At 70.9% G+C, this 13,024-nt stretch carries 12 protein-coding genes and 1 other RNA gene; 5 read left to right on the top strand and 8 right to left on the bottom strand.

Annotated elements, in window-relative coordinates:
• Positions 1–31 precede the first annotated feature (31 nt).
• Positions 32–1,306, top strand: coding sequence for a M48 family metallopeptidase (locus GA0070613_RS17050; RefSeq protein WP_089013210.1), 1,275 nt, complete (start codon positions 32–34; stop codon positions 1,304–1,306).
• Between the two features lie 450 nt (positions 1,307–1,756).
• Here GA0070613_RS17050 and GA0070613_RS17040 read toward each other — a convergent pair whose 3' ends face one another.
• The 5 genes from GA0070613_RS17040 to GA0070613_RS17020 all read right to left on the bottom strand — a co-directional run bounded on the left by GA0070613_RS17040 (position 1,757) and on the right by GA0070613_RS17020 (position 7,626).
• On the bottom strand, positions 1,757–2,992 hold the full coding sequence (locus GA0070613_RS17040) for an MFS transporter (protein ID WP_089013209.1): 1,236 nt from the start codon (positions 2,990–2,992) through the stop codon (positions 1,757–1,759).
• Positions 2,993–3,517: 525 nt separating this feature from the next.
• The gene (locus GA0070613_RS17035; RefSeq protein WP_197698913.1) at positions 3,518–4,252 is read right to left on the bottom strand and encodes an FAD:protein FMN transferase; all 735 of its coding nucleotides are present in this window, start codon (positions 4,250–4,252) and stop codon (positions 3,518–3,520) included.
• Positions 4,249–4,734, bottom strand: coding sequence for an FMN-binding protein (locus GA0070613_RS17030; protein WP_089013208.1), 486 nt, complete (start codon positions 4,732–4,734; stop codon positions 4,249–4,251). The genes GA0070613_RS17035 and GA0070613_RS17030 overlap by 4 nt, the downstream gene beginning before the upstream one ends.
• 51 nt (positions 4,735–4,785) lie before the next feature.
• Positions 4,786–6,177 carry a ferredoxin reductase family protein gene (locus GA0070613_RS17025; protein ID WP_089013207.1) on the bottom strand — a complete coding sequence of 464 codons (1,392 nt, stop codon included), beginning with the start codon at positions 6,175–6,177 and terminating at the stop codon, positions 4,786–4,788.
• Between the two features lie 489 nt (positions 6,178–6,666).
• The gene (locus GA0070613_RS17020; protein WP_089013206.1) at positions 6,667–7,626 is read right to left on the bottom strand and encodes a helix-turn-helix transcriptional regulator; all 960 of its coding nucleotides are present in this window, start codon (positions 7,624–7,626) and stop codon (positions 6,667–6,669) included.
• Between the two features lie 61 nt (positions 7,627–7,687).
• Between GA0070613_RS17020 and GA0070613_RS17015 the strand changes: the two genes are divergently transcribed.
• On the top strand, positions 7,688–8,272 hold the full coding sequence (locus GA0070613_RS17015; protein WP_089013205.1) for a DinB family protein: 585 nt from the start codon (positions 7,688–7,690) through the stop codon (positions 8,270–8,272).
• Between the two features lies 1 nt (position 8,273).
• Positions 8,274–8,711 (top strand): VOC family protein, encoded by a 438-nt coding sequence (locus GA0070613_RS17010; RefSeq protein WP_089013204.1) that lies wholly within the window; start codon positions 8,274–8,276, stop codon positions 8,709–8,711.
• A gap of 55 nt (positions 8,712–8,766) precedes the next feature.
• Here the strand turns inward: GA0070613_RS17010 and GA0070613_RS34420 are convergent, their stop codons facing one another.
• Positions 8,767–9,411 (bottom strand): phosphotransferase, encoded by a 645-nt coding sequence (locus GA0070613_RS34420; protein ID WP_197698912.1) that lies wholly within the window; start codon positions 9,409–9,411, stop codon positions 8,767–8,769.
• A gap of 191 nt (positions 9,412–9,602) precedes the next feature.
• Here GA0070613_RS34420 and GA0070613_RS17000 point away from each other — a divergent pair, with 191 nt between their 5' ends.
• Complete coding sequence (locus GA0070613_RS17000; RefSeq protein ID WP_089013202.1) at positions 9,603–10,061, top strand: NUDIX domain-containing protein; 459 nt, start codon at positions 9,603–9,605, stop codon at positions 10,059–10,061.
• A 125-nt stretch (positions 10,062–10,186) separates the two neighbouring features.
• Here GA0070613_RS17000 and GA0070613_RS16995 read toward each other — a convergent pair whose 3' ends face one another.
• The gene (locus GA0070613_RS16995) at positions 10,187–10,717 is read right to left on the bottom strand and encodes a winged helix-turn-helix transcriptional regulator (protein WP_089015999.1); all 531 of its coding nucleotides are present in this window, start codon (positions 10,715–10,717) and stop codon (positions 10,187–10,189) included.
• Positions 10,718–10,775: 58 nt separating this feature from the next.
• Between GA0070613_RS16995 and GA0070613_RS16990 the strand changes: the two genes are divergently transcribed.
• Positions 10,776–12,320, top strand: a complete 1,545-nt coding sequence (locus GA0070613_RS16990; RefSeq protein ID WP_089013201.1) for an MFS transporter — start codon at positions 10,776–10,778, stop codon at positions 12,318–12,320.
• Between the two features lie 253 nt (positions 12,321–12,573).
• On the opposite strand, the gene rnpB is transcribed toward GA0070613_RS16990, so the two are convergent.
• Positions 12,574–12,986: RNase P RNA component class A (rnpB, locus tag GA0070613_RS16985), an RNA gene on the bottom strand.
• Positions 12,987–13,024 lie beyond the last annotated feature (38 nt).

The following is a 13,024-nucleotide window of genomic DNA, read 5'->3' as shown; positions in this document are numbered from 1 at the left end:
CGGTCACGCCCGCTCGGCAGGATCGGTCGTCATGATCGACACGACGACCGGGACCGGCGCCTGCCCCCGCTGCGCGGCGACGACAGTGTCCCTGTGGGACGCGACGCCGTGGTGCGCCGGCTGCGAGTGGAACCTCGACGCGTACGACCCGGAACGGCGGGCGAGCGAGTTCGGCTGGGCCTGGGTGGACCGGTGGACGTACCGGTTGGCGTACCGGATGACCACGCGACAGTTCGACCGGCTGGTCGGGCGGCCGCTGGACGACCCCGGGCCGGCCACCGCCCGGCTGGTCACCGCGATCGCCTCGATGCTGCTGCTCGGCGGCGCGCTCGCCCTCGCGGTCACCGGGGTGTGGCTGATCGTCGCCTTCTCCTTCCCGAACCCGTCGGTGGTGCTCGGCGTCGCCCTGCTCGGCCTGGCGTACGCGCTGCGGCCCCGCTTCGGCCGCCTGGACGAGGACCTGACGGTGCTCTCCCGGGACCGGGCGCCGGAGCTGTTCGCCCTCGTCGACGAGGTGGCCGCGGCGATCGGCGCGCCGGCACCGCAGGTGGTCGGGGTGGACGGCGACATCAACGCGTACGCCGGCACCGTCGGGGTGCGCCGGCGGCGGGTGCTCTGCCTGGGGCTGCCGCTGTGGGGGTCGCTGCCGGCGCAAGAGCGGGTGGCGTTGCTGGGCCACGAACTGGGCCACTTCGTCAACGGCGATCCGCGCCGCACGCTGCTGACCCAACCCGCCGTCACCATGCTCGGCTCCGCCGCCGACCTGGTGCGTCCGGTGCGTACCGTCTCCGGCGGCGGCATCGCCGAGCTGGTCGGCACCGCCCTGGCGAACGCCGTCCAGTGGGTGCTGGCCGGGCTGCTCTTCGGCGCGCACCTGCTGCTGGTCAGCGTCGCGCTACGGGACAGCCAACGCGCCGAGTACCTGGCCGACGAACTGGCGGCGCGGGTCGCCGGGTCGCCGGCTGCGTGCGGCATGCTCGACGCCTTCCTCGCCGAGGAGTCGATCGCCCTCGCGGTCCGCCGGGAGTCCCGGGCCGGGCACGGGCCCGACCGGTGGCGGGCGGCGGTCGCCGGGTCCCGGTCCGCCGCGGCGGAGCGGCTGCCGCTGCTGCGGCAGCTGTCGGTACGGGAGGAGGCGTCGCTGTTCGCCACCCATCCGCCGAGCGGGCTGCGCCGGCGGATGCTCGCCGGCCCGCCGGCGCACGAGCCGACGGTGGAACTGACCGACGAGCGGATGGCGCGGATCGACGCCGAACTGGCCCGCGACTACGAGCAGGTGCGCCGCGAGGTGAGCTGGTCGGGTTGAGCATCGGCCAGGCGGGGGAGAGTTGCGGTTCCGGCAGGTCGGTGCTCAGCAAGATCTCCCGCGGGTGAGTCCTTCGAGCTGCCGGACGACCGATTCGATCGGCGCCGAGGCGTCGATCTCGACGGTGGCGGTGGCCCGCAACAGCGGCTCGACGACGGCCAGGTGCTCCAGGATGGCGGCTCGTTCCTCGCGCCGCTTGCCGTACGGGTTGTTCGTGCGGGCGGCGATGCGGTCCGGCCAAGGTACGAGGCGGCGGCCTTGATGCTCATCGCCGCGGCGAGAAGCGCCAAGGCGTAGGAACGCCGGAGCGCGTGCATGCCGGTCGACCTACCAGGGACACACGGTCAGCGGCAATAGCGGGTGATTCCTCGTCTGGTGGACGGGACGCGAGTGGCCAGAACGTGAAGGCTCCCCCGGGGCCCGCCACGTGCGGGCCCCGGGGAGGCGGTCTCACCCGGTCGCTTGTGCGTTGCGGACTGTCCGACTGGTCGTGGCGATGAGCGCCAGAAGCAGCAGCCAGACGGCCAGTGCGTAGGTCAGCGTCCGTGCGCCGAGAAGGGCGATGAGGGCGCCGCTGGCCATGGCGCCGATGGCGGAAGCACCGGTGGTCAGCGTGTCGATCGCACTGGTCACACGTCCGCGGAGGGCATCTGGGGTCACGGTGATCCGATAAGTGTCGAGGCCGACGTTGTAGATCGGTGACACGACTGACTCTGCGAACGCCACGACCAGCAGGAGCCACCAGGTCGGGGCCAGGGCATAGAGGGGGAAGGTCAGCGCTTCCACCCACAGCATCACGATCGACAGCCGCCCGAGGGAAAAGCGTCGAGTCAACGCGGGCGCAGCAAGGCTGCCCACCAGCGCGCCGACCGCGGCACCCGTGAAGACGATGCCGACCTGGGTCGGATTCGCATGCAGCTGCTGGGCCAGCATGATGATCAGGAGGTAGCCGGCACCGTAGCGCAGGCTGTCGCCGGCATCGAGCAGCGCCAGAACGCGGATTACCGGCTTGCGCCACAGCCACGCCAGACCTTCGCGAATGTCGGTCAGTAACTCCCGAGGCGAGGCAAGCGCGGTGTTCCGCGCCTCTTGGAACTCCGCACGGACAGCGCGAAGCGCGACCGCCGAGACCAGGAACGAGACGGCGTTGAACGCGAACGGTACGACGCGGCCCAGCGCATAGGCGATGCCCGCCAGGGTGGCCCCCACGATCCGCAGTCCGTTGGACATGGCGCCGATCGCGCCCAACGCCGCTGGAAGTTCGGCCCTGCTGACGATGTTCGGCAACGCCGAGCTGTTCGCCGCCGAGAACAGGGTGCTCAAGACACCGGTCAGGAGCGCGACGGCGTAGAGCTGGGGCATACCCAGCACGCCAAGCGCAGCCGCGACCGGAACGGTAGCTACGAGAAGGCCACGGCCGATCTCGCAGATGATCATGGCGGCTTTGCGGTCCCAGCGATCGACCAGTGCGCCAGCAATCAGGCCGAACACGAGGAAGACGACGGTCTGCAGTCCGAGGACGAGCCCGGCCTGCGTGGATGATCCCGTCAGCGCGACTACCAGGAGCGGGAGAGCGAGAAACTGCAGCTGGTCACCCAGTTGGGAGACGAGCCGGCCGCCGAGGAGAAGTTGGAAGTCAAGGTGGCGCCAGACGCTAGGCGACTGGGCCGAGGTGAGGGTGTCCATGGTGAAGTCCTGTCGACTAATGCGCCATCCGGCGCCCTGCCAAGTGGTCGACAGACACGCGGCTTCCAGGCGAGAACGCGAGCCAGAGGGAGGGGATCATCACCGTGGAGTCACCTGAAAATGCGCAGACTCCACCCGCGTGCCGGGGCGAGGCAGCTAGGACTTACGCGGGCGGGACGTGGGAGGACCATACAGCAGGCCAGCCCCGAACGAGTCTCGCCCGCGTCCCGGGCCGTTACCTGGCCGTGGCCCTGTGCACCGCCGAAGTCTGGGTACGCAGGCACCGCACGGCCATCGGGAGAAGCGGATCAGATGGCCCGCCCGCGCGGTGGTTCGGCGAAGTCGAAGGGTGAGCCGGCTGTGGCAACCGGTGTGAGCGTCAGCGGCCGGCGTCGGGGACGGACGCCGGTAGGTAACCCGGCCGAGGCAGCAGTGCTGCCGCCGCAGACAGGTGGCCGCCGAGATGGTGGCGGAGATCAGGCGTGGGCAGTCCGACGAGGTGGAGGTCGAGCTCGGCCGGCCGGGTTACGCGGGTGGTGGCCAGCCGGGCGTGGCGAATAGGGCGCCGTCGTCGCCGACGAGCAGGGCCTCGTACCCGGGTAGCGTGGCGAGCCATGTCACCGCCTGAGGTCCCTGCGCAGCCGCTGCGGTGGCGTACACGTCCGCCCAGGTCAGGGACGGGCCGATGACGGTGACCGAGCGCAGGCCCCGGGCGGGGGCGCCGGTGTGCGGATCTACGATGTGCGCTCCGCGGTGTGCGCTGCCCGAGGTCGCGACGGCCCCGTCGACGACCTCGATGGTGGTGAGGAGCTGATCGGGCTGTGCCGGATCCTCCACGCCCACGCGCCAGGATCCGCGTACCGTCATGTCCCCACCTGCATTCAGGTAGAACGTGTACCCCTCGAGGTGCTCCGCGGCGCGCTCGACGGCCCAGCCCTTGACGAGGCCGGACGGGTCGAAGCGGGTGCCACCGCCGGGTTCGGGAAGGTACGCGTTGAAGTAGCCGGCCGTACGCTGCCGCGCCTGCTCGCACAGGTCGAGTACCGCGTCGATCAACGGATCATGTACCGGCTCTCCCCGGTTCAGCGCGCTCAGCCGGCTGTCCGGGCGGTACGGGCTGAAGACGGCGTCCATCGCGCGCAGTTCGGCGAAGGCCCCGGCGACGGCGTTCGCCGCCGCCGGGGAGTCGGCACCGGGACCGCGCACATGCACGCTGACCGGCAGACCCATGATCTGCTCGACGAACGCCTGCCTGGTCACGGCTTGGCCGTGAACTGAGCGGAGTCCAGCGCGGCCTGGAGCGACTTCGTGTAGCCCCCGCTGGTCAGCGTCGCCCCGGACACCGCGTCGATCTGGGCGCTCTGCGCGGCGAGCGCCTCCGCGCGCAGCTTCGGCACCGCGTACTTGTTGATCTCGCGGTCGCGGTTGTTCGTGCTCGGCACCGTCAGCGGCGTGATGTCGGTGATCCGGCCGCCGCTGATGTGGGCCTGCACCTGGACGCGCCCCCGCTTGGTCTGCACGGCTGGGCCGTCGGCGACGGTGGTGGAACCGGACCGTGCGACGGTGCCCCGTGACGTCCTGGGGTCCGCCGCCGCGCCGGGGCCGTTCTCCACGCCCGCCGCGCCTGCGCCGCCAACGGTCTCGGCCGAGGGGGAGCTGTCGGGTCCGGTCGATGTCCGGTAACTGAAGAGAAGTACCACTGCGGCGATCGTGGCGAGGAACCACATAGTGATCTTGCGCATGTCGTCCTCCTCGGGTCGGGATTGTGAGCGCCATGAGGATGGGTGGCCGAGTTACCAGGTGAAGCGCTCAAGATGAATGCGCTCCGCCGGCACGCCTGCCTGCCGCGCCGCCCGTACCACCGCTTGCATCCACTCATCCGGTCCGCAGATGAACACGTCGTGCTGCGCGATGTCCGGGACAAGCTCACGCAAGGCTTTCACGTCGTCGCCGACTCCGGCCGGCAACCACGAGTCTTCCCGCCCGCGCGGCCCCAACAGGTACTCCACGCGCACGCCACGGGCGGCCGCGAGGCGCTCCAGTTCCTGGCGAAACACCAGGTCTTCTGCCGAGCGCGCCCGGTACAGCAGCGTGGCTTCGCCCGGCGCGTACGGTAATGCTTCCAACAACGTCCGCAGCGGGGTAATTCCGATCCCGGACGCGATCATGGTGACCCGCGGCGCCGTGCGCCGGGCGGCGGTCAGCCGGCCGTACGGCCCCTCAATCAACACACGGGTGCCCGGCCGTAACTCTGATACCTTCTCGCTGCCCTCGCCGCGGGATCGCACCGTGATCCGCAGCATGTCCTCACGCGGTACCGCGGACAGCGAGTACGGATGGCCGCGACTCCAACCCGGGCCGCTGAGGAAGCGCCACTGGAAGAACTGCCCGGCCCGCACCGGCAACCGGTCCAGGTGGCGTCCGCGCATGTAAATCGAGTGAACGCCGGGAGCCTCTGGGACGACTGCGGCGACCGTGAGTCGGTGCCGCATCGTCCGCCAGGCCGGTAGCCCGAGCCGGAAGCCGACCACCGCGCCGGCGCACGCGGCGTACGCGGTCCACCAGTACAGCGTCGCGGCCCGGGAGCTGGTGAAGTCGGCCCCGGTCCAGAGCTGATGTGGCAGCGCCAGGCCGACGCCGAGGTAGGCGTACAGGTGCAGCAGGTGCCACGCCTCGTAGCGCAGCCGCCGCCGCGCGGCCCGCAGGGAGGTGAGCACGACCATCGTCAGGGCGGCCGCTCCGGCGAGCGCCAGCAGCATGCCCGGGTACGTGGTGACGAGGGTCCACGCCTCGCCTGTCACTGAGGCCCCATCCGTCGCGGCGTACCCGGCCGTGATCAGCACGATGTGCGCGAGCAGCAGATCAAAGGAGACGAACCCGACGACGCGGTGCCAACGGGCGAGCGTGTCCTGTCCGTAGGTGCCCTCGATCCACGGCACGCGCGCAATCAGCAGCACCTGGATGAGCAGCAGGTCGGCCGCGACAAGCCCGGTCAACCGGCCGAGCGACGTCAGGCCCGCCGCCCAGCCACGAAGATCCTGCACACCGCCGCCTCGCACCCAGAGCGCGACGACGATCAGCACGCTGACCGCGCCGGCAGAGGCGATCACATCGGCCCACCACGACCACGCGGCGGTTCGTGCGGGCCTGGCCGCAGCGGCGACCGCCTGCGCCTTCCCGGTCACAAGCCCCCCTCCCGCACCAGCCCCGCCCGTTCGCCCATTAACCGTCGGATTTCCCCATTGCCATCTCCGTGATCCGCCGACGAGCGTGAAGTGCGATCGGAGAATCGGTCAGAAAACGTCGCACCGGACAAAGATGATTGAGCGCGATCGCGTTTATTCACCGGCGAGTTTGGGTAGCGGCACAATGGCTGCATCTCTGCCGATTCTACGTACCGCGTCCGCCGTTTTTTATGGCAGCGGGATTTCAGTAAACGGTTCGATGGTTGGGGCTGCGCTTCGGGTCGTTCGGGCCGTCCTTGGGCCGTCCGGGACCGGCGCTGGGCCGCCAAACGCCGACCAACAACGATGGACGACGACCACTAGCGCCCGGAGAAACAGCAGGTCAGCCGCCATGCGTGGGCGGCCGACCTGGCGGGCGACGGACGAGTGGCGCTGCAGCGGATGCTCGACCTGCCGGGCACGGTGTCGAGCAAGGACTGACCGGGTCCGTCAGCCGGTCCCGGCCATCGCCGCGAGGCGGCGGGCGAGCAGGGCGGCGGCCTCCCGCAGCTCCGGAGGCTCCAGCACCTCCACCTCGAAGCCCAGCCGGGCCACGTGCGCGGCGAGCCAGTCCAGGTCCTCCCCGCCGACGACGAGCACGCACCACCCGTCGCGATCGTCCTCGACGCGCCCCACTTGGGGCGGCACCAGCTCCCGCACCCGGTCCGGCCGGGCGTGCACCCGCACCCGGGCGAGATACCGGTACGGCGCCTCGGTCACGGACCGCTGCACGTAGGCGACCGGGTCCGGATGCTCCCTCGCCCGGAAGTGCCATGTCGTCGCCACCACCTCGCGCATCCGGTCCAGCCGGAAGGTGCGCCAGTCGTCGCGGTCGACGTCCCGGGCCATCAGGTACCAGCGGCGGCCGGTGGCGACCATCCGCACCGGCTCGACCGTGCGCTCGCGCTCCCCGCCGTCGCGGCCGGCGTACCGGAACCGCACCCGCACGGCGTCGCGACAGGCCCGCGCGAGCGTCACCAGCAGCTCCGCGTCGATCTCGACCCCGGGGCCGACAAGGGTCTCGGTGGCGCCGTGCACCGCCCGCACCTCGGCGCGCAGCCGGGGCGGCATCACCTGGTCGAGCTTCGCGAGCGCCCGCAGTGCCGCCTCGCCCGCCCCGGCGACCGTGCCCCCCGACGCCAGCCGCAGGGAAACCGCCGTCGCGATTGCCTCCTCGTCGTCGAGGAGCAGCGGCGGCAGCCGGGTGCCCGCGCCGAGCTGGTAGCCGCCGCCGACGCCCGCCGTCGCGTGCACGGGGTAGCCGACCGCGCGCAGCCGCCCCACGTCGCGGCGCACCGAGCGGTCGGTGACCCCCAGCTCGGTGGCGAGCTCGGCGGCCGTCCAGGACGGCCGCCGCTGCAGCAGCGCCAGCAACCGCAGCACCCGCTCGGTCGTCGCCTCGACGGTCACGCGCTCATCGTTCCACAGATCAAGGAACGATCCTGTCCGCTATATGCGGGAGACTGGAACCATGACCGACCAGACCTGGAACCCCCTGCTTCGAGACCAGCTCGCCTGGCACTGGACCAACCAGCTGCGCGATCGCCTCGACGGACTCACCGACGACGAGTACTTCTGGGAGCCGGCGCCCGGGTGCTGGAGCGTGCGCCCGCGCGGCACCGGCGCCGCACCGGTGCAGGCCGGGTCCGGCGCGATGACCATCGACTTCGCGATGCCGGAGCCCGACCCGCCACCGTTCACGACGATCGCCTGGCGACTCGGGCACGTGATCGTCGGCGTGCTCGTGGTACGCAACGCCGCGCACTTCGGTCGCGCGCCCACCGACTACCAGTCGTTCGAGTACGCCGCGACCGCGGCCGCGGCGCTGGCCCAGCTCGACACGGAGTACGCCACGTGGCTGGCCGGGGTCGACTCCCTCGGCGAGACCGGCCTCGCCCGCCCGTGCGGGGAGGCGGAGGGACCGTACGCTGAGCTTCCTCTGGCAGCGCTGGTGCTGCACATCAACCGCGAGCTGATCCACCATCTGGCCGAGGTGGGCCTGCTCCGCGACCTCCACCTGCACACCCACCAGCAGACCCGGCGGGAGGCGAGCTGAGATGGCCCGCGACGTCCAGATCACCTTCGACTGCGCCGACCCGGCCGGGTTGGCGACGTTCTGGGCCGAGGCCCTCGGGTACCGGGTGCAGGACCCGCCCGAGGGCTTCGAGTCGTGGGAGCAGGCCCTGGAGGCGATGGGCGTGCCGCCCGAGAGCCGCAACGACGCGTCGGCGGTGGTCGACCCCGAGGGCTCCGGGCCGCGGCTGTTCTTCCAGCGGGTGCCGGAGCGCAAGCAGGCCAAGAACCGCGTGCACCTCGATGTGCGAGCCGCCCCAGGGCTCGAGCGCGACGCGCGGATGGCGGCCCTTGAGGCGGAGGCCGAGCGGCTCGTCTCCCACGGCGCCACCCGGCTCCGGCGCTACGAGCCCGCTCCCCCGCTCGGCGCCGGTCACATCGTGATGGCCGACCCCGAGGGCAACGAGTTCTGCCTCGACTGATCAGCCGCGCGGCAAGGCCGGCGACATCAGCGCGGTCCGGACCGAGATTCCCAGATCACGGGTACGCAGGGTGGTGATGATGCGGTTCGGTGGACCGCTGTCGGACAGGGCCGATCGCTCCACGTGGCCGCCGAGACGGGGATCTCACGGGCGAACACAATGCGGCGGTAAACGTCTCCTGGTTGGCCTCGGTGTAGGCGAGTTCGCGTCGGGTCCAAGCGAGAACTTCGGCACAACGTGCGCGATGGGCCGACGCCGCGACGTCGTCCTCCAGAATGTCTCGCCAGAACGCCTCGTTGCGGCGTAATCGCTCGCGGATGGCGGCTGGTAGGTCGTCACGGTCGCTCCGGCTCAAGCCGTAGGCGTCTGCCAAGACCCGCACCTGGCCGGCCTGTTCCGTTGCGGGTCCCCGGTCGGGCCGTGACGAGATGCACCACGCCCACGCCATGTACCCGACGTCCTCCAATCGCCGACCGGGCGCCGCGAAGTCGAAGTCGATGAACGCGACCGGCTGGCCGTCGCGGAATACCACATTGTTCGGCCCTGGGTCGTGATGGCAGACCACCTCACCACCCCCGAGGATGGACGCGAGTTCTTGCGTGGCGTCATGCAGCCGTCGCAGCAGTGCCGCTGCCTGTCCGATCTGGCCGTCGGTGAAGTGCCGCCATCGTGGAGGAACATGACCGGGCAGGAACGACAACTTGCGCAGCAGTTGGCCGCTTCGCTGAGGCCGGGACGGTGGTACGCCGACTACGCGACTGGCAGCATCAGGTGGGTGGTGTTCGCGGGTCGGATCTTCAAGTATCCGCGCGCCGACCGGGACGGGTACGCCGAGGCCGCCGAGGCCGCCCGCAGCGTTGGCGTGCCGCAAGCTCAGCTGGACTGGCCCGCGTGACCTCGACCGCGCAGACCGCGATGGTCGACGTCTTCCTTGTCCTTCGCGACGGGGACGGCCGGGTGCTATTCGGGCTGCGCGCGGCGGACCTGTACGCGGGCGGGCAGTGGAACCTCGTGTCGGGCAAGGCCGATGAGGGCGAGGACGTGATCACGGCGGTGCTGCGGGAAGCCCGGGAGGAGGTCGGGATCACCCTCAGCCGTGCTGATCTCACCCCGGCGGGCGTGGTGCACCTCCTTCCCGGCACCGGCACACCGCGCGTCGGGTTCGGCTTCCACGCCGTCCACGATCCGGCACGGCATGGTCTGGCGGTGAATGCCGAACCTGATAAGTGCGACGAGCTTCGGTGGGCGGCACCGGATACCCCGCCGCAGCCGTTCGAGCGATACAACGCTGCGGTCCTGGCCGTGAGCCGCACCGAGAACGGGTTCATGGTCGTCCGTTGGTCCGAGTAGCCGACCAACTGCGAGGCCGCCGTGGGCCGTGTCATGCAGCCGGCTGTCTTGGGCGAGGAGGTTCCTCGCAGCGTCCAGCGGCTGCCGCACTAGAGATCGTCGGCGGGAGAGGTGTGCCGGTCCAGTTACGGGAGGTCGGTGCCGTTTCCGTCCGTCACCAGCCGGGCGGCCGTGTCGGGTAGCGCCACCTCGTGCCCCTTTGCACACTTCACCACGACGCCGAGCGGACTCCCGCAGCCGGCGTGCACGAGTTCGACGCCGCCCTCCCGGCCGAGCCGCTCCCCCCACTGCATCAGGGCGACGAGCGCGGGGAAGAGCTCTCGGCCCAGTTCGGTGAGGACGTACTCGTACCTGGTCCGCTTGCCCGGCTCCTGGTAAGGCCGTCGCTGCAGCAGACCGTCGGCGACCAGCCGCTTGAGCCGCTTGGCGGCCACCGCCTCGGTCAGGCCGGTATGCCGGGCCAGTTCGTCGAAGCGCCGGCCACCGTAGTAGATCTCGCGCATCAGGATCATCGCCGACCGGGTGCCGATCAGCTCCAGCGCGTGCTCGATGCGGCACCAGCCCTCCGCCTGCCACGCGTCGCGATCGGCGAAGCGGCCGGTCAAGGTGACGACGGCGTCGGTGTCGGGCCCGGCCGGCCCGGCTGGCTGTGTCATGGCTACCACACCCATCTGGCTTGGTGTTTGCATAGCCAGGGGTGCTACCGTCCTGGCTATGGTTTTCACTAGCCAGCCTAACACCGCCGCAGCGGCGCCCACGACCGAGGCGCGGCGACGATGGTTCGCCCTCTTCGTCGTCGGCCTGGGCGTGATGATGACCTTCGTCAACGTGTCGTCGACCATCTCGGCGCTGCCGCCGATCCAGGACGACCTGCACATGTCCGCCAGCATGCTGGTCTGGGTGAGCAGCGCCTTCAGCCTCGCCGTGGTGAGCCTGGTCCTCTCCGCCGGCACGCTGAGCGACCTGCTCGGGCGGCGGCGGGTCTTCTGCTACGGCGTCGCTCTCTTCACGCTCGGCAGCGCGCTCGCCTTCGCCGCCCCGAACGCGGGTTTGCTCATCACGGCCCAGGCCGTGATGGGCGTCGGCGCCGCGGCCGTGTTGCCGTCGAGCCTGTCGATCGTGAGTCACGCCTTCACCGACCACCACGAGCGGACCGGCGCCATCAGCGTCTGGGCCAGCTGCGCCGGCCTCGGGCTGGCGATCGGGCCGCTGGTGGCGGGCGCGCTCCTGGACCAGGCCTCCTGGCACGCGGTCTACCTCACCAACCTCGTCCTCGGGGTGCTCGCCCTCGTGCTCGCCCCGCTGTTCGTGGCAGAGAGCAAGCACCCGACCCGGCAATTCGATCCCGCCGGCGTGCTGCTGGGCACCATCGCGATCGCGTCGGCGACCTACGCCATCATCCAGGGCGGCGCCAGCGGCTACGGCCGGCCCCCGATCATCGTGGCTTACGTGGTCTTCGCCGTCTCGCTGGTGGCCTTCGTCCGGCTCGAACTCCGCCACCACGACCCCATGCTGGACCTGCGGCTGTTCAAGCACGCCTCGTTCGCGACCGTGATGACCATCGGCGCCGTCACCATGTTCGGCTTCGTCGGCATCTCGCTGCTCACCGTCCTTTACCTGGAACGGATCGCCCACGCGAGCGCCCTGGAGACCGGGGTGAAGCTGCTCCCCATGTTCGTCCCCTACATCGTCGTCAGCGCACTCGCCGGACGCCTGGCCCGCCGGGTCGGCATCGCCCCCGTGCTCGCCGCGGGGCTCGTTCTCATGGGCGCCGGGGCCCTCGCGCTGCTGATGGTCGGCCCGTTCAGCGGGTACGGGGCGATGTGGCCGGGGCTGTTCGTCGCCGGCGTCGGCTCGGCGCTGCTGGTGGCGCCGTCGACCGCCGCCGCCGTCAACAGCGTGCCACCGCTGCAGGCCGGCATGGCCGCCGGCTCGGTCAACATGTTCCGCCAGCTGGGCAGCGTGCTCGGCCCGAGCATCCTCGGCACCCTCGCGACGACCCGCTTCCCGAAGTACCTGCACGAGCAGCTCGCGACGGCCGGAGTGCCGTCCGACACGTCCGAAGCGGTCGTCGCGGGAGCCACGCACGGCGGCAGCACGGGTCAGCTCCCGGCCCCGCTGGCACACACGCTCTCCCTGGCCGTGCCGCGGGCCTTCACCGACGCCCTTCACCTCGGCTGGCTCGTCGGCGGCGTCGTCCTGCTCGTCATGGTGATCCCGACGGTGCTGTTCGTCCGGCACCCCCCGGCAACTTCCTGATCCACCGGTCGCCCCGCTCGTCACTGACGATCGAGAGGGGCGTCCCGGCTCAGGCTTGGACGCAAGGTCACGAGTTGAAGCCGAAGGATGACGACGTCACGGGTTGTCAGGTGGCCCACGAGGCCAGAGCCGCCGAGGCGGATCGGATCAGGGCCTCCGCATCAGGGGCGCACAAGCCGGCGCTGAACGGCCATTGACTGCCCGGTATACGCCGAGGTCACCGCCTTGATCGAGGCGGTGACCTGGTGGGCGACGGACGAGTCGACCTGTACGCCGGATTCTGTGACCGACGCCATCCCGAAGGACGTCGTCGGCGGCGGCCATCCATCTCGGCCTGCCGTCGCCGGCAGGCTCCAGCGGCCTACCCGCAGACATCGGGCGGGCAGCCCTCAAGCGTCTGCGCGGACCGTCATCTTGCGGTGACGGCCCTTTCTTGGCCTTGCTCCGGGTGGGGTTTACCGAGCCATCCCGGTCACCCGGGATGCTGGTGGGCTCTTACCCCACCGTTTCACCCTTACCGTCCCATATAGGGCCGGCGGTCTGTTTTCTGTGGCACTGTCCCGCGGGTCACCCCGGGTTGCCGTTAGCAACCACCCTGCCCTGTGGAGTCCGGACGTTCCTCGGCGACGGGCCGAAGCCCGTCGACGCGACCGCCCGGTCGACTCGTCCGTCGCGCACTCATCCTAACGACGCAGCGTCCGCGG

Source organism: Micromonospora inositola, from assembly GCF_900090285.1.
GTDB lineage: Bacteria > Actinomycetota > Actinomycetes > Mycobacteriales > Micromonosporaceae > Micromonospora > Micromonospora inositola.
This window is presented reverse-complemented; position numbering and strand designations above follow the sequence as displayed.

What these genes read in the sequence shown, in the direction of transcription:
- GA0070613_RS17050 (WP_089013210.1), top strand. Translation starts at nt 32, where the DNA reads ATGATCGACACGACGACCGGGACCGGCGCCTGCCCCCGCTGCGCGGCG.
- GA0070613_RS17040 (WP_089013209.1), bottom strand. Translation starts at nt 2,992, where the DNA reads ATGGACACCCTCACCTCGGCCCAGTCGCCTAGCGTCTGGCGCCACCTT.
- GA0070613_RS17030 (WP_089013208.1), bottom strand. Translation starts at nt 4,734, where the DNA reads ATGCGCAAGATCACTATGTGGTTCCTCGCCACGATCGCCGCAGTGGTA.
- GA0070613_RS17015 (WP_089013205.1), top strand. Translation starts at nt 7,688, where the DNA reads ATGACCGACCAGACCTGGAACCCCCTGCTTCGAGACCAGCTCGCCTGG.
- GA0070613_RS17010 (WP_089013204.1), top strand. Translation starts at nt 8,274, where the DNA reads ATGGCCCGCGACGTCCAGATCACCTTCGACTGCGCCGACCCGGCCGGG.
- GA0070613_RS16995 (WP_089015999.1), bottom strand. Translation starts at nt 10,717, where the DNA reads ATGACACAGCCAGCCGGGCCGGCCGGGCCCGACACCGACGCCGTCGTC.
- GA0070613_RS16990 (WP_089013201.1), top strand. Translation starts at nt 10,776, where the DNA reads ATGGTTTTCACTAGCCAGCCTAACACCGCCGCAGCGGCGCCCACGACC.